Annotated in this window: 18 protein-coding genes and 1 riboswitch; of the genes, 5 read left to right on the top strand and 13 right to left on the bottom strand. The window is 49.0% G+C overall.

Annotation, left to right across the window (positions count from 1 at the left end; genetic code table 11):
* Positions 1 to 294: 294 nt before the first annotated feature.
* Both ABIC22_RS05605 and ABIC22_RS05600 read left to right on the top strand, forming a co-directional pair.
* Positions 295 to 918, top strand: a complete 624-nt coding sequence (locus ABIC22_RS05605) for a deoxynucleoside kinase (RefSeq protein ID WP_354479157.1) — start codon at positions 295 to 297, stop codon at positions 916 to 918.
* Positions 915 to 1571: a deoxynucleoside kinase gene (locus ABIC22_RS05600; protein ID WP_127538407.1), complete on the top strand. Its 657-nt coding sequence runs from the start codon at positions 915 to 917 to the stop codon at positions 1569 to 1571. The genes ABIC22_RS05605 and ABIC22_RS05600 overlap by 4 nt, the downstream gene beginning before the upstream one ends.
* A gap of 62 nt (positions 1572 to 1633) precedes the next feature.
* On the opposite strand, the gene ABIC22_RS05595 is transcribed toward ABIC22_RS05600, so the two are convergent.
* Positions 1634 to 2089 (bottom strand): ferritin-like domain-containing protein, encoded by a 456-nt coding sequence (locus ABIC22_RS05595; protein ID WP_127538408.1) that lies wholly within the window; start codon positions 2087 to 2089, stop codon positions 1634 to 1636.
* A gap of 191 nt (positions 2090 to 2280) precedes the next feature.
* On the opposite strand from ABIC22_RS05595, the gene ABIC22_RS05590 reads away from it, so the two are divergent.
* Entirely contained in the window at positions 2281 to 2763 is a 483-nt protein-coding gene (locus ABIC22_RS05590) for a hypothetical protein (RefSeq protein WP_246058354.1), read from the top strand.
* Positions 2764 to 2963: 200 nt separating this feature from the next.
* On the opposite strand, the gene ABIC22_RS05585 is transcribed toward ABIC22_RS05590, so the two are convergent.
* The 12 genes from ABIC22_RS05585 to ABIC22_RS05530 all read right to left on the bottom strand — a co-directional run bounded on the left by ABIC22_RS05585 (position 2964) and on the right by ABIC22_RS05530 (position 14299).
* Positions 2964 to 3707 (bottom strand): MerR family transcriptional regulator, encoded by a 744-nt coding sequence (locus tag ABIC22_RS05585; RefSeq protein WP_354479153.1) that lies wholly within the window; start codon positions 3705 to 3707, stop codon positions 2964 to 2966.
* A gap of 200 nt (positions 3708 to 3907) precedes the next feature.
* Complete coding sequence (gene thiE / locus ABIC22_RS05580) at positions 3908 to 4573, bottom strand: thiamine phosphate synthase (protein ID WP_354485864.1); 666 nt, start codon at positions 4571 to 4573, stop codon at positions 3908 to 3910.
* Positions 4573 to 5385 (bottom strand): bifunctional hydroxymethylpyrimidine kinase/phosphomethylpyrimidine kinase, encoded by an 813-nt coding sequence (gene thiD / locus ABIC22_RS05575; protein WP_354479150.1) that lies wholly within the window; start codon positions 5383 to 5385, stop codon positions 4573 to 4575. Before thiD ends, thiE begins: the two co-directional genes overlap by 1 nt.
* Positions 5382 to 6194, bottom strand: coding sequence for a hydroxyethylthiazole kinase (thiM, locus tag ABIC22_RS05570; protein ID WP_354479147.1), 813 nt, complete (start codon positions 6192 to 6194; stop codon positions 5382 to 5384). Before thiM ends, thiD begins: the two co-directional genes overlap by 4 nt.
* A 50-nt stretch (positions 6195 to 6244) precedes the next feature.
* Positions 6245 to 7312, bottom strand: a complete 1068-nt coding sequence (locus ABIC22_RS05565) for an ABC transporter substrate-binding protein (RefSeq protein WP_354479144.1) — start codon at positions 7310 to 7312, stop codon at positions 6245 to 6247.
* 87 nt (positions 7313 to 7399) lie between these two features.
* Entirely contained in the window at positions 7400 to 8218 is an 819-nt protein-coding gene (locus ABIC22_RS05560; RefSeq protein WP_127538414.1) for an ABC transporter permease, read from the bottom strand.
* Positions 8205 to 8966, bottom strand: a complete 762-nt coding sequence (locus tag ABIC22_RS05555; RefSeq protein WP_354479141.1) for an ABC transporter ATP-binding protein — start codon at positions 8964 to 8966, stop codon at positions 8205 to 8207. The genes ABIC22_RS05560 and ABIC22_RS05555 overlap by 14 nt, the downstream gene beginning before the upstream one ends.
* A gap of 170 nt (positions 8967 to 9136) precedes the next feature.
* Positions 9137 to 9239: riboswitch (TPP riboswitch) on the bottom strand.
* Between the two features lie 105 nt (positions 9240 to 9344).
* The gene (gene hisC / locus ABIC22_RS05550; RefSeq protein WP_354479138.1) at positions 9345 to 10466 is read right to left on the bottom strand and encodes a histidinol-phosphate transaminase; all 1122 of its coding nucleotides are present in this window, start codon (positions 10464 to 10466) and stop codon (positions 9345 to 9347) included.
* Positions 10467 to 10490: 24 nt separating this feature from the next.
* Positions 10491 to 11267, bottom strand: coding sequence for an ATP-binding cassette domain-containing protein (locus tag ABIC22_RS05545; RefSeq protein ID WP_127538417.1), 777 nt, complete (start codon positions 11265 to 11267; stop codon positions 10491 to 10493).
* Between the two features lie 24 nt (positions 11268 to 11291).
* Complete coding sequence (locus tag ABIC22_RS05540; protein WP_113056161.1) at positions 11292 to 12077, bottom strand: ABC transporter permease subunit; 786 nt, start codon at positions 12075 to 12077, stop codon at positions 11292 to 11294.
* Between the two features lie 27 nt (positions 12078 to 12104).
* The gene (locus ABIC22_RS05535) at positions 12105 to 13160 is read right to left on the bottom strand and encodes an ABC transporter substrate-binding protein (RefSeq protein WP_354479135.1); all 1056 of its coding nucleotides are present in this window, start codon (positions 13158 to 13160) and stop codon (positions 12105 to 12107) included.
* Positions 13157 to 14299, bottom strand: a complete 1143-nt coding sequence (locus ABIC22_RS05530; protein WP_354479132.1) for an iron-containing alcohol dehydrogenase family protein — start codon at positions 14297 to 14299, stop codon at positions 13157 to 13159. The genes ABIC22_RS05535 and ABIC22_RS05530 overlap by 4 nt, the downstream gene beginning before the upstream one ends.
* A gap of 295 nt (positions 14300 to 14594) precedes the next feature.
* Here ABIC22_RS05530 and ABIC22_RS05525 point away from each other — a divergent pair, with 295 nt between their 5' ends.
* Together ABIC22_RS05525 and ABIC22_RS05520 are read left to right on the top strand one after the other, a co-directional pair.
* Positions 14595 to 15470: a radical SAM/SPASM domain-containing protein gene (locus tag ABIC22_RS05525; RefSeq protein ID WP_095288619.1), complete on the top strand. Its 876-nt coding sequence runs from the start codon at positions 14595 to 14597 to the stop codon at positions 15468 to 15470.
* Positions 15471 to 15738: 268 nt separating this feature from the next.
* On the top strand, positions 15739 to 18561 hold the full coding sequence (locus tag ABIC22_RS05520; RefSeq protein WP_354479129.1) for an S-layer homology domain-containing protein: 2823 nt from the start codon (positions 15739 to 15741) through the stop codon (positions 18559 to 18561).
* The last annotated feature ends 25 nt before the right edge of the window (positions 18562 to 18586 follow it).

Here is an 18586-nt window from a genome sequence, read left to right as displayed (position 1 = left end):
ATAAAGTCATATGAATGTTAGTAATGAAAATAAAATGATGCTTTAGTACTAAAACTTTCAGCGTTTTTTCGCGTTTTTCAGAAAGTTTGGAGAAGAATCGGAGCAAGAAAATGGTTCATTATGCAAGCAGTCCTCTTCATCGTATGGTGTAATCAGGCCATTTGCGGGAGGGGTATTTAACAGAGACTGACTTTACATAAAATACTGGCCTTCGACTCTACGGGCTGTGATACAATAGGTGAGGTCTGTACAGAAACGGAAACACGCATGAGGTCGAGGAGGAGCAGAAACACGATGAATTCAGCCCCGTTTATTGCGGTGGAGGGTGCGATTGGAGCAGGGAAAACCACCCTGGCAACGATGCTTTCCAAGGAATTAAACCTTCCGCTGGTGAAGGAAATAGTAGAAGAGAATCCCTTTCTGGCTTCCTTCTATCAAAATATTGATGAGTGGAGCTTCCAGCTTGAAATGTTTTTTCTATGCAACCGGTTCAAGCAATTGGAAGACACCGGTCTGCACTACATTGAACAAAATACGCCCGTCATATCGGATTATCATATCTACAAAAATATGATCTTTGCCGAACGTACCCTGAAAGGGACCAAACGGGACAAATACCGTCAAATCTATCACTTGTTAACCGACGATCTGCCTAAACCCAATCTGGTGTTATACATCGAAGCCGAGCTGGACACATTGATGTATCGCATTAACAAACGTGGACGTTCCTTTGAACAGGACATGGACCCGGCATATATGGAACAATTGATCGCGGATTACAAAACAGGCATGGCCTACCTGGGGGAAAGTACGAACCCGCCAACCATTATTAAAGTCAATGCGGAGCAGCTGGATTTTGTGGAGCATCCTGAAGATTTCAGGCAGATTGTTAATCAGGTAAAGGAGTATATCAGATGAATAACTATGGCATTCCGGCGAATGCATTAATTACGGTAGCAGGTACGGTTGGCGTGGGCAAATCCACGTTAACGGCAGCACTTGCGCAGCGTTTGAATTTCAAGACATCCCTGGAGCAGGTCGATCATAATCCGTATTTGGAGAAGTTCTATCATGATTTTGAGCGTTGGAGCTTCCACTTGCAAATCTACTTCCTGGCGGAGCGTTTCAAGGAACAGAAGAAGATCTTCGAGCTTGGCGGGGGATTTGTGCAGGATCGCTCCATCTATGAAGATACGGGAATCTTTGCGCAAATGCATGCGGATCAGGGCACGATGTCAGCCACGGATTTCGAAACGTACAGCAGTTTGTTTGAAGCAATGGTCATGACACCGTATTTCCCTCATCCCGATGTGTTGATCTATCTGGAAGGCAGTCTGCCGTCCATTCTGAACCGAATTACGGAACGCGGACGTGAAATGGAAATTCAGACGGACCGCTCGTATTGGGAACATATGCATGAACGTTATTCGGTATGGATTGATCAGTTCACCGCTTGTCCGGTACTGCGTCTGAACATTGATCAGTATGATGTACATGATCCGGCTTCAGTAGATGCCATTCTGGCACAGATTGCTGCAGTCATTCAGCCGTCCAAAGAAGCGAAACTATAACAATAGCTTCATTATGCACCCCCTCTTAGCTGTGTACGGCAAAGAGGGGGTGTTTATTTATTTTAGAAAGAGTCGTTCTTTATTGGCAGGGATGACCTATGCTGCGTCAGATAGTACAGGAACCAGACGGCATGTCTCTGTTCATCCGTGGCTGCCCGCTTAAACGCTGCTTGGATATAGGGGTCTGTCGCCTGATCAGATACATCAGCGTAAAATTCTACGGTTTCCTGTTCGTCTTTGAAAGCGTAGTTTAGACCGGCAATATATTCAGATGGACAGTCCTGAGCAATTTGAACGGTGGGCTGCATGCCTGTTAAGGATACATAGATAGCCATAAAAACTTGAAGATGTTTCATCTCATCCTGACGTATTTCTAAAATACGTGCTTTTTCTTCCTCCGTAGGTGCAAGTTCAGCCAGTTTGGCATAACAGGCAATTGCTGACGATTCTCCATTAATAGCCTTTGCAATCTGAGCAGTGAGCATGCTGTCATTTCGATAATATGGAACATAATACATGGGCGAGGGCTCCTTTCCATGGCTTTTGAATTAGATTATGCCGATGTTGGGCGGGTGTGCCTGTTTCAAGGTTAATGAACTCCATGCGCTTAGATTGTAGAAATATGTTGAAAGAGAGTACATTTTGTGGTTTCATAAGAAAGGTGAATTCTGGAAAATAAGCATAAGCATGACTCAGGAGGGAAAAGCACGTGGAAGAGAAACAAGGAATCCGAATTGGCTTGCCGATCATCGGTGGGTTAATTGCAGCGATTGTAGGGGGAGCCGTGTGGGCAGCAATTGCAGCATCGACCGAATATGAGGTAGGGCTTATCGCCATCTTGATTGGGGCACTTACGGGGTATGCGGTTGTGTTGTTCTCCAACAAACGTATTGCAACGGTACATAAAATCATTGCGGTTATTTTCGCACTTCTCGGCATTTTGCTGGGTAAGTATCTTACCGTGATCTATTTTACATCCCAGTTGTTCGGAGATATCGGAATGATGGAACTGGCGTTTGATGTTGAGATCATCCGCGAGTTCTTCGCAACCATTACAGATTACTTCAGTGAGCCGATTGATCTGTTGTTCATCGTGCTGGCTATTGTATCCGCCTGGCAGATTCCGGGACGCATGGCGAAGACAAGCCTGGCATCGACAGCTTCGTCATCCGATCATGCGCCAAGAGCATAATAGGGGAACACTGCCTCGGTAATCAGTACGGTGCAATGTAATCACTGGTTATACCATTTAAAAAGTACTCAGAGTGAAGGGCCGGAAGGGGTCAATCACATTGCGGCTGAGATACAGGGAAAGGGACGTAACGCCTATGGCGTACGTCCCTTTTTTTTATACTTGGAGTAGATCGGATTTAATGAGAAAAGCATATAGTATTAGCTCTTACGGTCAGCAAAGACTGCCATCGCATCCTTCATAAACATGGCCAATCCTTCGCCAAATTGATCGATATTACGAGTGAAGCGTTCATCATCCACATACATTTGTCCCAGTCCTCTGAAAGCCTCCGGGGAATAGTTCCCCATGTTGTTCAGATAGGCATACCATTCGGCGATTCCTGCTTGAGCCTCGTTCGAGGCAGGGTCTGTGTGACGAAGTGCTGCCAGCCGTGTATAAATTTCATTCATTTCATCGGACAGGGCTTTCTGTTCTTGGGCAGATTTGCCCTGAAGATTCTGGTTTGCTTTTTCTACAGCTTCGTCTCCCCAACGTTCTCTGGCTTCCTGTTCATACGGATTTTTGCTGAAGTCGAATCCTTCGAACTGTTCTTTCGTTGTCATGTGTATCTCTCCTCTCATATGCAAAACGCTTCGATCAATGGTAGCGATCATTTGATCAAGTCGCTGACGCTTTTCCAGCAAAATACGGCGGTGCATCTGAAGTGCTTCCTCCCGGTTAAAGGAAGGGTTGGTGATAATGCTTTTGATCTCTTTCAGGGAGAAATCAAGCTCTCTGAAAAATAAAATCTGCTGCAGCGTTTCCAGATTGGCATCCGAGTACAGCCGATATCCGGCTGAAGTGACTTCGTCCGGGGTTAATAATCCGATCTCATCATAATGATGCAGTGTGCGCACACTGATCGAGGCAAGTTCGGCAACTTCTTTGACTTTCATGGCCATGATCAAACCTCCTTACACCACCGATTGTATAGCGTCACGTAACGTGAGAGTCAACAGGTAAAAAAAGATGCGAGCCAGGAGGCCGCATCCAAAAAAGTATGAACTATGATGAATGTTGGGGGTAAACGGTGAGGCAGTCAGTCTGAAGGAGCAGCCTGCCCCCAGCGTGTGGGGAGGGGAGGCGGTGCAGGTAGGCGCGGCTATGCCTGCAACCCGCGCACCGCCGCAGCGAACTGCGCAGCCGCTGCGCGCACATCGGCCGCGCCCGCGATGGCGGAGATGACGGCTACGCCGTCGGCTCCTGCCGCCATCACGGCGGCCGTGGTATCGGGCGTAATGCCGCCGATACCCACCACCGGAACTGCGATGCCTGCGGCGCGCAGTTCCGCCACCCCGGCGGGGCCCAGCACAGCGTGGGCATCCGCCTTGGAGCGCGTCGGGTACATGGGCCCGACGCCAAGGTAGTCGGCGCCCGCCTGCACGGCACGGCGCGCCTCAGCCACGGAGTGGGCGGATACGCCAAGCATCCGCCCGGCTCCGATGCGGGCGCGTACCAGCGCCGCGTCCGCATCGTCCTGGCCGACATGCATGCCGTCGGCCTGCACGGCAACAGCCAGCTCCACATCATCGTTCACGATGAACGGAATCCCGTGCTGGCTGCACACCTCGCGAAGCTGCATCGCCAGCGAGATGCGGGCTTCGCCAGCAAGGGCGCCAGTTCCCTTCTCGCGGAACTGGAACAGCGTGATACCGCCGGCGATAGCTTGGCGCAGCACATCCACAGGGTCCAGCGTTGTATTCACGCTGCCCATCACCAGGTACACCTGCATGGCCTGGCGTACCGCTTCTGCACCCCATCTGCGCATCACTGCTCACCCCGCTGTCTGCGCTGATACGCAAAATGATTCGTTGGCCCGTGTCCGGCCCCAATCCCCAGTTCATCCTCAATGGCCGCCTGAATGAACGCTCGCGCGGTTGTTACGGCAGCCAGGACAGACGAGCCCTTGGCCAGTTCCGCCGTGATGGCGGCAGAATACGTACATCCGGTCCCATGGGTGTGGCGTGTCACGATGCGTACGTTCTCCAAATAGTGAAAGGACGTGCCGTCATAGAGCACATCAACAATCATCCCATTACCTTCAGCATGTCCGCCTTTGACCAGAGCATACGCAGAGCCCATGTGCACGATTCGTCTGGCGGCTTCTTCACGATCCGTCAGATTGCGGATGGTCATTCCGGTGATCAGTTCGGCTTCCGGAATATTCGGCGTTGTGATTAATGCATGTGGAAGCAGATCCGTGATCAGGGCGTGCACCGCCTCCTGCTGAAGCAAAGGGGCACCACCTTTCGCTACCATGACCGGATCAATGACCAGATTGGTCCAGCCGAATTGCCGCCATTTCTCGGAAACCAAGCGAATGGTTTCTGCACTGAAGAGCATGCCTGTTTTTACCGCTCTGGGCTGGAAATCTTCACCTGTGGAGTCGAGCTGCTGGGCAATGCCTTCCAAAGGAACCGGATAGACTCCCTGAACGCCTAGTGTATTCTGTGCGGTAACCGCAGTAATAACAGACAAGCCGTAAGCGCCCAGCTCCTGAAAGGTTTTCAAATCCGCCTGAATGCCGGCCCCGCCGCCATTATCCGACCCGGCAATCGTGAGTGCCTGCGCCATACTCATTGGGGATCACCGCCAAGCTGTCGTACCTGAGCCTGCTGTGCAAGCACGTCCGGAGTTACCAGCGCGAGCTGGTTTAACAGCTCGATCTGGAAACTGCCTGGCCCGAGGTTGGCTGTGCGCGCTGCCGCGATCTCGGCTGCAACGCCGTAGAAGGCAAGGGCTTCAACAACACTGCTTAGCAATTCTTCTCCTGTCGGTGCAACCGCAGCAAAGGCACCGATGATGGAGCTGAGCAAACATCCTGTGCCAGTGACCTGAGTGAGCAGGGCATGTCCATTTTGCGTTAGGAACGTGGTCCGCCCATCCGTAATGATATCCTCGCGTCCAGTGATAACGACAATACAGCCAAGCTTCTGTGCTGCCCGCTCGGCGATTCCGGTGCGGTCACCTTCGCCTTGGCCTGCATCGACACCCTTGATGCTCCAGTTCTCGCCTATGACATTGGCGACTTCCGCTACGTTACCCCGCAGTACGGTAAGTCGAAGCTCGCGCACGAGCATCTGAACCGTATCCGTGCGATAGGCCGTAGCGCCAGCTCCCACCGGGTCAAGTACAACTGGCACATGATGGGCATTGGCCGATTGTCCGGCGAGGCGTATGGCCTGAACAACCTGGTCATCGAGTGTGCCAATGTTGAGCACGACCGCTCCGGCCATTTTAGCGACATCGGCTACCTCTTCATGTGCGTAGGCCATGAAGGGAGAGGCGCCCAGTGCGAGCAGACCGTTGGCCGTAAAGGGAGCAACCACGAGGTTGGTGATATTGTGAACAAGTGGATTTTGAGTACGAACGCGTGCCAGATATGACATTTGAAATTCCCTCCTGATAAGCCATTATTTTTTAGCAGCAACTGTACTTTTTACTTCTCCTGCAAGTTGATAAACGCATCCTCGGACTGTACCGAATCCGGAACCAATTCACGTTGTACCAGCCACTTCCGCACGTTTTCCCAGGATGAAGGTTCCTGCCAGCCGAACAGGATACCTTCTTCAGTCATGAGCGGCAGCAGAATGTCCAGACTTTTTGTTTCAATTTCCCGATCCAGCGGGGACGTCTCATTTTCGTGTGCGAGCAGGATGTTCAATGCTTCTTCCGGATGCTCGGTCACATAGTTCTGACCTTCCTGGATCGCTTTGACGAAGCGGGTGAGCTGATCCTTCTTCGCCTCAATTCCCTCGACGCTTGCTGTAAGAACGAGTTCGTAGTAATCCGGCACGCCGTAATCGACGGGGTTAATTGACTTAACGGGATGACCTTCTTTCTCAAGAATCAACTGTTCATGATTGATAAAACCACCCATGATCGCATCGGCCTGACCGGAGGCCAGCGAAGGGATCAGATCAAATCCGACATCCACCAAATTCATGCGGTCTGGATCGCCGCCATCCTGACTAATCATCGTACGCACCATGGCTTCATATAGGGGAACGGAGGAATATCCTACCGTCAGTCCTTCAAGATCTTTGGGCGAGTTCACGTTGCCGTCCGTTTCCGTCAGCAGATGAACGAGTGGATGCCGAACGACAGCGGAGATGGATCGTACGGGAATGCCTTCTCCACGGGCTAGCAAAATTTGCGGCTGATAGCTCAGCGCCAGGTCCACTTTGCCAGCGGCTACAAGTTTGAGTGCATCATTTGTATCGGCAGGCATCTGAATGTCCACATCGAGACCTTGGTCTGCGAAATATCCATTCTCCTGTGCTGCGTATATAAAGGAATGGACTGCATTCGGATACCAGTCGAGCATGATGGACAATGAATCATGGTCACCAGACGACGATCCGGTTGTTGTTGAATCTGTGCCCTGTACCTGGGGATCGGAATCGGACGATGATGGGTTCGCACCCGTATTGCCACAACCGCTGACGATCAGTAATAAACAGATGAGGGCAGGAAGCAGGATGTGAATGAGTTTCTTCTTTCTCATGGATAAATGGGCCTCGTTTCTTTCATTTTTGTTTGGTTCCAATCGCTGATATGTTTTAAAGAGATCGACAGGAAGGAGCAGCACTTGTTATCTCATTGCCGATTGCCTTTTAATCGACTTTCCTCTGCGTGCATGCTCTGCATTCCGCTTCAATCCGAGGACTCGCTCCAGCCAGGCAATAAGCACGAACAGACCGATGCCCAGCAGGGATAACAGCAGAATGGATGCAAACATTGCATCGGTATTCATGCTGCTGGACATTCTGCGGCTGAAATAACCAAGTCCTTTGCTGCCTCCGAGCCATTCGCCAATGGTTGCGCCGACCACGCAGTACACCACCGACATCTTCAATCCGGAAAAGAAAGAGGGCAGCGCAAGAGGTACCTGAAGCTTGCGGAACAGATCCCACGTGCTTGCTCCCATGGTCATCAGCAGTTCGCGCTGTTCCGGGTCGCCTTGACGGAGACCATCATAGGTGCTGACCACAATCGGGAAGAATGCGATCAGAAACACCACAGCGACCTTACTCCAGAGTGTGTAGCCAAACCACAGAATGAATACAGGAGACAGGGCAATCAGTGGAATTGTCTGGCTGATTACGATGAAGGGATACAGCGCCTTTTCAATCGAACGGCTGAGGTGCATGCCTGCTGCCAGAGCGCTTCCGGCAACGATGGACAAGCCGAAGCCAACCGCAACCTCCACCAATGTGGCAGGCAGATGGGTTCCCAGGAGCAGATGCCGATGCTCAACTAGAGAACTCGCTATTGATGTAGGTGCAGGGATGATGAAAGAAGGGACCCAGCCCAATCGCACGATGCATTCCCAGCTGACCAGCATCAGGAGAAGAAGCGCAGCGAACAGGCCGTAGCGGGCAAGCCATCTGCTGACGTTAAAGCTTCGCATGTAGTTGTTCCTCCAACCGTTGTCGCATCTGTATAAGATCGGGATCGTAGACCATGTCCGAGTGTCTCGGACGGGGTAGAGGCACCGTCATGTCCAGCAGCTGCCGACCACCAGGAGTGAGAAGGACAATCCGGTCACTTAATAACAGGGCTTCTTCAATATCATGCGTGATGAACAGCACCGTTTTGCCGAGGCTTTCCCACAATTCAAGCAGCCAGCGATGCATCTCCCGCTTGGTCATGGCGTCAAGCGCGCCAAAGGGTTCGTCCAGCAGCATCAGCTGTCCTCCTGTCAACAACGTGCGCAGCAGGGCGACCCGCTGCTTCATGCCGCCGGACAGTTCGTCCGGGTAGGCATGCTCATAGCCGGATAAGCCGAATCTGTCGAGTCCGGCCATAATGGAAGCGCGCAGCTTCACCTTGTCCTGCTTCCTCGGGGCAAGCTCCGAGGGAAGCAGGCAGTTCTCCATAACCGTCCGCCAGGATAACAGCAAATCCTTCTGCGGCATGTAGGCGACTCGCCCAAGTCGCTGTCCAGGCGGCACCCCAGCAATTTCGATCGTGCCGTCTGTCGGTTCAAGCAAGCCTGCCAGCAGCTTGAAGAGTGTGCTCTTGCCCGACCCGCTGGAGCCGATCAGCGAGACGAACTCTCCCTTTTTTACACACATCGACACATTGGAGAGGATGGGGGAATGTCTCTGATCCGGAAAAGTAAAGGTCATGTTGTCAATCTGTACATCGTTGCTCATTTGGTTCCTTGACCCCCTTGGAATAAAAACTGCCTGAACGGAAATGCACGTTGTTTGCGATCTGTATGTAAGTAAATGCGAAAAAGCCCGCCCATTTCCGGAGAAATGAGTGGGCCTGTTAAGTTCAACCGACATTCATGTTCATATGAATATGAAAAAAATCCGTTAACTGAAAGTCCGCTCCACTTCCCTCCGCTGGTATGATCCAGATCAGGTTCAAAGGGTCCGAATACATTTATTCGTCTCAGCCGCAAGGCTCCCCTAGTGCAATCGTTCAAGATATGCAGTTGTGTACACAGCATATATCACGTGCCCGCGAGATGTAAAGAGGGCGGCTTAAAAGAAGTGTGCGTAAAGAAGTTAGGAAAGTGACCTATTCTAATTGTTTGAATGTAACAGTGAATCAAGCTCACCGATCAGACGGGCAATCTGTTCAGGTGTGCCAATCGTAATCCGAAGCCAGGTAGGCATGCCGAATTCGGCACCGCCGCGGACAGAGATGCCTCTGTTTAACAATTCTTTGGTAATCGGGCCACTATCCTGCAACAGATCCACCATCATGAAATTCGTTTCGGAAGGGATGTAGGGTAACTTCCAATGATCAAAGGACTGCATTAACGTTTTCCGTCCCTGACGATTGTAGTGCAGGCAATGAGAAACAAATTCATGATCATCCAGGCTGGCTGAAGCAGCGGCTTGGGAGATGGCTGTCAAACTGATGGGCAGCTTGACCCGGTTAATGCCTTCAATGATGCTTTCATTCCCGATGCCATATCCAATTCGCAGGCCGGCAAGTCCATATATTTTGGAGAAGGTTCGCAAAATAATCAGATTATTATACTGCTCCAGCAGCTTAACCGTATCAGGATAATCTTCACTTTCCGCAAATTCATAATACGCTTCGTCCAGGACAACCACGACATGGGAGGGCACATGTTCGAGTAAACCAAGCAGGGCATCTGCCGTGAAAATGGTTCCGGTTGGATTATTCGGATTGCACAGCCAGATGATTCGGGTAGAAGCATTGATCCGCTGCCGGAATTGCTCCAGGTCCAGTGAATGGTTGACCAAAGGCACTTCATGAATAACCCCGCCTGCCAGCAGCGTAGCGCCCTTATACCAGTTAAAGGAGGGGACCGGAATGAGTGATTCCTCGCCGGGATTAAGATAGGCTTGGGCGGTAAGGGTTAGGAGCTCGAATGATCCACTGCCAAATACCAGTTGGGAGGTACGCACACCCAGACGTTCCGCAAGTTTGTCTCGCAGCAGTTGGCTGGAACCGTCGGGGTATTGAGCCAGAAGATCGGAGCTCAGCGATCTGACTGCTTCCGCTGCCAGGGGAGAAGAGCCAAACGGATTCTCGTTCGCTGCAAGTCGATCTACACTTTCCAGTCCCAATTCCCGCCGGATCTGTTCCATGGATTTGGCAGGTGTATAAGCCGGAATTTGATTTAACAGATCTTTAACAGGAGGAGAGGGAACGGTTGAGAGGGATTGCATAATCATACCTTCTTTCCAGTGGAATTAGATCGAGAATGATATCTGTTTCTGGGCTATCTGCTGTGGTGTCTCTTGTGGAGGAGTCAACAAGCGATTTAGAATAAGATTTTCAAAATGAGCAAACCCGCTGTCCCGAACACGTGGACGCTCCAGCGTAATTCGGGTATCCATCGTTATATGACCATCCTCGATTAACAGCACCCTGTCAGCGAGCGCAACCGCCTCACTGACATCATGAGTGACCAGAATGACAGTCAGATCTTCTTCTACCCACAAGCGTTCGATTAATTGCTGCATTTCAATTCGGGTCAATGCATCCAATGCACCCAGCGGTTCATCCAGCAGCAGTAAACGCGGATGACTTGCGAGTGCCCGTGCCAAGGCAACACGTTGTTTTTGTCCGCCAGATAATACCCCCGGCCAGTCACCTTCACGCTCTCCAAGTCCTACATTGCGAAGCGACTGGCGTGCATCTTCCTTGTTCTTGTCGGGGATTCCCAGCCGTACATTGTCGAGCACGGATTTCCAAGGCAGCAGTCGGGCTTCCTGAAACAGAAACCGTGTCTCTGGTGCTGTACTGCCAAGCTTTCTGTTGCCCAGCATAACGCTTCCGGAAGAGGGGGATTCCAGCCCGGCGATCAGACGCAGCAAAGTGCTTTTGCCACAACCACTTCGTCCAACGATGGCTACAAATTCCCCTTGTCTTACATTGACATTGATGTCGGATAGAATTGTCCGCTGATCATACGATTTCTGAACCCTATCTACTTGAAGAAAAGGACTGATCTGACTTGTGCTCATGGATCAATTCACGCTCCTTTGGCTTTACTTGCGGGATAGAGCCGGGTTCCAGCGCAGCCAGCGCCGTTCCAGCCATTTGGCGATGGTATCGGACAGCTTGCCCAGCAGGGCATATAGCAGAATGCTTAAGACGATTACATCCATCTGCATGAATTCCCGCGCATTCATCGCCATGTAGCCAATCCCCGCATCCGCCGCAACCGTCTCGGCTACGATAAGGGTCAGCCACATAATGCCAAGTGCATAACGAATACCCACGAGAATGGAAGGCAGTGCACCAGGTAGGATAATGTCTTTATAAAGGGACCAACGGCTGAGGCCATATACTTTGCCCATTTCAATCAGACCGGGATCGACCGATCGTATGCCGTGGAACGTATTCAGATATACCGGAAAGAATACACCCAGTGAAACGAGAAATAATTTTGCTTCTTCACCGATCCCGAACCACACAATAACGAGGGGGATCAATGACAGATGCGGAATGTTACGGATCATCTGTACCGAGGAGTCGGCGATCTTTTCCGCAAGGGAGGAGATGCCGTTCAGCACTCCCAGCAGAAAACCCAGACCCCCACCAATGAGGAATCCTCCCAAAGCTCGTCTGGCGCTAATACTGATATTGTTCAGTAGTTCACCGTTACCAAGCAGACGAATGAAGGCCTCCAGTACTTGAGCGGGACGGGGCAAAATATTGGCTGCAACAACTCCGGATGCAGTCAGCCATTGCCACAGAGCCAGAATGAGTAGGGGTACAACAAAAGGAATGAACTGGTTAAACCATGCCCGGTTAAAGGTTTTGGACCGCACGTTATGCCTACCTCCTTGCTTCCTTCGTTATTGACTACCTGGAGCTGGAAGTTGATCTTGAAGTGCATCACTCCAGAATGTGCTCACATCGACTGCCTGACCAAAAATTCCCGCTTGCTGAAACGTATCTGCTACGTCCTGTTCGGACTTGATTGCCTCATCAGAAATGGCAACAATACGTGATGGGCGTTGTGCTTCTCCATCCGTGTAGGTTTTAAGGGCTTGTTCCACCGGCTGGTGGGTATTGTCTGCTGTAATTTGAGCCCACGCATCCTTATTGGCACGAGCCCAATCATTGAATTTGTTGATTCGCTCCAGATAATCGGCTAGGGCCTCTTTCTGTTCCGCATTTGCAATAGCCTGATCGGACGCGGCTACAAGGAAGCTGCCTGACAGGATATCTTTGGCGCTGGCGAGCGTTGTTGCTCCATTCTGATGTGCGGAGATGATGGCATTGCCGTAACTGGCAAGGGCATCCACTTTCCCGCTAATCAGGGCGCTGAGTCCGTCGGCTGTTGAAAGTTCGACCGGACTGATATCACTCCAGGTTAGTCCGGCTTCCTCCAGCATTTTGAGCAGGAAATAGTGGGCTGTTGTATTTTTTACGAAAGCAACTTTCTTGCCTTTCAGGTCAGCAACTGATTTGATAGAAGAACCTTTGGGAACAACGACCTCCTGATTTAAGGTGCTGCCTTGTTGTACCGCAATAATTTTGAAGTTTCCACCATTGGCAGCCTGAGATGCAAAAATGGGCGGAATTTCACTGGTCACACCAAAGTCCAATTGATTTGCAGCCATCGCTTCGAGGATCAGGTTACCTCCCTGAAATACGTTATAAGTGACTTTATAGGGGGTGTCATCGAGTCCGGCGGCTTTTAGCCCCAATTCGAGATTGCCCCATCCGGTCTGACCAACCCGAATAGTAACGTCTTTATTCGAAGCAGCTGATGCTACTGTCGGTGTTGTGCCTGTACCCGCGGCCTGATTATCCGTTCCGGCAGAGCAGCCGGAAATCAGCAACAACAGAAGCGCGCTCAGAAAGGCAGTTAAGGGAAGAGTGTACTGGCGGTTTGGACGGATCATAGGGAGGAAACCTCCTTGGTGTATGTACTGCTTTCACTGGACTGACTGGATTCTATGAATTTTTGGCCGATGCGGTCTGCCTGAAGGATGGCTTCGGTTACCTGCGCCGTGCTAACTCCGAAGGAGAGATGTGCCGCACTGCCTTCCCGCAACTGTAGTCCTGCTGCAATGCGCGCAGCAGCTTCCTGAGGCTGTTGTTGTATGCCGAGTTGGGCAAGAGTGATAGGCAGATTCAGCTTATGTAACAGAGTGGTCAGCTCCTGAAGCTCATCCCCTGCTTTGCCTTCAAGGATCCACTGGGTGAAAAGTCCAAAGGCTACCTTTTCTCCATGCAGTGAAGCGTGTGTTTCGGGTAATTTGGTGAGGCTATCATGTAGCCCATGAGCAATTGCGGCATGAAGTGATCCATCGCTAATGCTGCCTACAAGGCCTGCGAGCACAATAATGGCGTCGGCAACATCACGGAATTGAGGTGTACTACCGGTTGTATCAGTGGATTCATAGACATCGATGGCGTGCGCTTCGAGAATATCGAGTGCAAGCTTGGCAGTGCTGACACTGTTTCGGAGAGTGAGGCTGGTGGCGTTGCCACTTAGATTAACGGCGAACTCATGCCATTTTACGAGTGTGTCACCGATCCCAGCGGCCAAATACCGCCTTGGTGCACTCGCCAGAATATGAGGATCAGCCAGAACAAGATTAGGCGAACGGCGCAGCGGACGATATCCTGCAGATTGGCCCTGTTCATCATAGAGCACGGTTAAGGCAGACCAGGCAGCGCAGGTTGCAGCAATCGTTGGGACCGTTACAATGGGCAATTGGGCTTGCTCGGCCACCGCTTTGGACAGATCGAGCACTTTACCACCACCGACGCCGATAATCAGATCAACATCCAGATCGAAAGCTTGCTGCGTAAAAGTATCAATCTGGCCTATCGTAACCTCACCGTAAAACAATTGCACATGGAACTTGATCTTATGCTCCTCCAGTGAAGGAAGAAGGTAAGGCTTTACGGCTTTTAATGCAGACTCACCGGCGATGATCAGAACATGCTGCCCAAGCTGTGCAATCCGTGGACCACTTTGCTCAAGAATGTTAGCTTCGTGTACATATACTGCAGGTGCCTTAACAGTAATCATGAATACACTCTCCTCATAGCTTATTATTCTTACGTTTTAACTTGGTTTTAAATTGTTTAGATTCTAGCATTGCGTTTCGGCAACCACAATAACCCGGACAATCAATACATCCTATACTTCGATTGAAAGAATCTATAGGTGAACGTAATTAATGGATTCGAGGAGAAAAGGAAATTATCAGGCTGGTCGATTTACCTTGGCTTCCTAACCCGATATAATGGGGATGGCACATATGGGCCGGATTACAAATGAGGGTGGGACTGTTCTCCCTCCTAAGCAGAATGGGGACCCCGAGTTGAAAACGTTCAAGAAAGTATATATTGAAATTACAAGCATATGTAACCTGGCATGCAGCTTCTGTCCGCAGACCAAGCGTGCCAAAGGATTCATTGACCCTGAAGTCTTCAACAATATATTGGATCAGATTAAGCCACATACCAAACACATTTATTTGCATGTCAAAGGGGAACCGTTACTTCACCCCAAAATTGATTTGTTACTGGATTCCGCACATGAGAAGGGATTCAAGGTAAACATAACAACGAACGGAACACTGCTGCCCAAGACCCAGCATAAGCTGCTTGGCAAACCGGCGTTGCGGCAAATGAACTTCTCTCTGCACAGTTTCGACGGGCACGAGGGATCGACGGACCGTGAGGGATACCTCAGCAATATTTTGTCCTTTGCCCGGGAAGCTGTGAAACATAATGTGATCATCTCGTTCCGGCTCTGGAATCTGACGCAGGATAACTTCACGAATGCCCAGATGAATCGGAACCGGGAAACACTGGAGGTACTGGAGCGCGAGTTCAACCTGGATTTCCGCATTGAGGAGAAGGTGGTTCCAGGCAGCGGTGTCAAAATTGCGCCGAATGTCTATCTCAATCAGGACCACGAGTTCCAGTGGCCAAGTCTGGATGCACCAGAGGATGATGGCAAAGGCTTCTGTCATGCGCTGCGCAGTCAGGCGGCGGTCCTTGTGGATGGCACGGTTGTTCCGTGCTGCCTCGATGGCGAAGGTGTCATTAATCTCGGTAACGTCCATGAGAAGTCTTTCTCGGAGATTGTCGAAGGCGAGCGGGCGAACAATCTGGTTTATGGTTTTTCCAAGCGGGAAGCTGTGGAGGAACTATGCCGAAAGTGCGGATATCGTCAGCGGTTCGGAGCCTAGTCAAATAAAATATAATTAAAAGCGTGCCCTTCGAATTTTATTTCGATATGGCACGCTTTTTGCTTTTTTTATTGCAGAATAGTTTAGATAATAAAAATTGAAATCAATTCAGGATAACAACTTTTTTGTAAAATCATAGTTTAATTATCTTGTTTTTATGATTTTACATGGTATTATTATCCTATTGATCAGGAGGTGATATAGTTCCATAGATTCATATGTTGTTGTTTTTACCTACTAGAAGCCTACTGAGGAGTGTGTTTGAGTTTTGAATTCGAAATGGAAAAAGTTTAATCGCAAACTATCGTTAATGCTTTCTACGTCGCTGGTTGTCTCCATGTTATCTCTTAGTTTATCTGTATCGGCAGAAGTAGCTACTTCTAAGAATTCTTTTACTGATATTGATCATTCGTATGCCAAAACGGAAATAACCAAATTGGTGGAACAAGGAATACTTACAGGTTTTTCTGATGGGACCTTTAAGCCTTCTGATTCCGTAACACGAGCTCAATTGGCAAAAATTATGGTCGGTGCACTTAAGTTGCAGCCTGATACATCTGAAGCAAGCCAATTCAAGGATGTAAAGGAAGATCAATGGTATGCCGGCTATGTAGGTGCACTGGTCAAATCCGGGATTGCTCAAGGCACTTCCAAAGATAGCTTTTCACCTAATAAGAACGTGACAAGAGAAGAATTAGCTGTATTTTTCGTTAGAGCTTTTGGTTGGAACCAACAAGACGTAACGAGCCAAACATCCAAACCTCAACTTTTTGATTTGGATCAAGTATCGAACTGGGCAAAAGATTCTGTAGCATTGGCCTACCAATCTGGTTTCATCAAAGGATTAGTTCAAAAAGATGGAACAGTAAAATTTAATCCTTCAGGAATAGCAGATCGCCAAGCGTTAGCGAGACTTGCCTATGAATTTGTAATGAATAAGTCTACATATGATAGTTACATGACTCCGGCCAAGACAGAGGACGGAACTGAAGAATCTAACGAAGCAAAACCGGAAACGACAAAACCTTCTGAAGGTAGTAGTAAAGGAAGTAGTGGTAGCAGTTCCGGAGATAAAGGGAACGGTAGTAACAATGGTGGAAATAATGGAGGCGGGGAACAAGCTCCTAGTAAAAATCTTACCGCTCCAGGTGAATATACGCTTGGGGATGTAACTGGAAATGTAACTATTAGTTCTCAAGGTGTCACTCTAAAAAACACTAAAATTAATGGTAATTTGAAAATACTTGAGTCCGTAGAAAACGGTGACGTGACTCTTGATAATGTAAATGTTACGGGAACCACTGAGATTTATGGCGGAGGACCTAACAGTATTCATGCGGTGAACTCCGTTCTAGCAACAGTGATCGTTGACAAAGCAGATGGCAGTATCCGTCTGGTCCTTGAAGGTGGAAGTGATGTTCAGCAGATTGAAATTAGATCTGGTGCGATCGTACAGAATGTTTCCACAGGTCAGGTCGGATCAATCGATATTGCAGAGTCGGTTCCGCATAATGCTTCGGTAGCTCTGAGCGGAAACTTCGACTCCGTAATGGTTCATGCGGAGCAAATTTCAGTGGAATTTGGAGATAACTCCACCATTGGCAATCTCGAAGTATTCGAACAAGCATTGAACACTGTGTTTAAAATTAATAATGGTGCTGTAGTGAATCGGGCGATATTGAATGCAATTGTACAATTTTCTGGAGGGGGAGCATTACATTCGGCTCTGGTTAATGTAGAAGGCATTGATTTCAGTCAACTGAATCAGTCTCCAACCATTGAAGCAAATCCTACGGTGACGAGTGTCGTTTATTCACCGGAAGCAGCAGAGTTTTCAGCAATTGACTCGACACGTCAGATCGTGCTCACGGGCAATGCTGGCTCAGCATTCAAAGATATTACTTCCTTTGCAACATGGGAAGTCGAAGATAGCTCCATCGCTGTCGTTAACTCAGGCAAGATTCAGGCCAAAGGTAACGGTACAACAGTTGTGCAAGCCCAATATGGAGATTTTGAGATCAATGTCCCAGTAACTGTTGCAGTTTATAACGAAGGAGCAGCTTATCCGACGCTCGAAGGCATTCAAGTTACCAATGGAAGTGCAAAATTGGAGTTTACCGAAGGTTTGGATACTTCTGAATTGACAGTAGATGATTTTGTAGTTCATGCCTATTTGAATGGTGCAGAACAACAATTGAATAATTTGCAGTACCGTAATGGGGAGTTTACATTTGAACCTGTTAACCGTTACGGAGCCACATTGTACATCACTGTAGAGTCCGATGTTAATAAAACACATTTTGCAGGAAGCCAAAGTGGTGCAATCAAGCTGACCGGATTCGGCGGTCACATCAAGGATGTTGCTGGAGAAGCGGTTGCCAATTTGCAAATTTCCTTTAGAAAAGGCCTAGATAATAAAACAGGTGAAATTGTTGGGTCCGTTACTACAGATACTTATGGAAACTATCAAATTTATCTTCCACCAGGCATCTACACAGGTGAACTGGGAGGAGGAGACACGAAATATATTAAAACGTATCTGATTGGTGTTTCCGCAGTAAATGTGGAAAATAGAAATGAAAATCAAACAGCTATTGAAATACCTACGCAAGATGAAACACGTATTGTTCTGACATGGGGGAAAGACCCAGCCGATTTGGACTCACACCTTGTAGGTCCTGCAGGTGACAACAGCGTGTTCCATACGTTCTTCGCAGATAAGCAATACTATAATAATGACGAACTTATGGTAGATCTGGACTTGGATGATGTCACGTCCTATGGACCTGAAACGACTACCATACGTCAACTGCTTCCTGGAACATATACGTTTTATGTGCATCATTTTTCAGGAGTGAGTACGATCAAGAGTTCAGGAGCTAAAATTGAAGTGTTCCACGGAGCTGTAGCTTCACCAAGTGCCTCGTTTACGGTAGAGGAAGGAAGCGGCAATGAGAGATATTGGGTCGTTTTCAAAATGATCGTAGCTGATAACGGTACAGTAACATTTGAGAATGTAAATGAATTTACAGATAATAACCCTCTCTATTCACTTCAACCATCCATTGAAAATAGTGAGGAAGAACTGTAGATATATCATGATTATAAAGGAATTA

The organism is Paenibacillus sp. PvP094, from assembly GCF_040546835.1.
GTDB classification, from domain to species: domain Bacteria; phylum Bacillota; class Bacilli; order Paenibacillales; family Paenibacillaceae; genus Paenibacillus; species Paenibacillus illinoisensis.
Note: the sequence above shows the minus strand (reverse complement) of the source record. Positions and strands in the feature narration are given on the sequence as shown.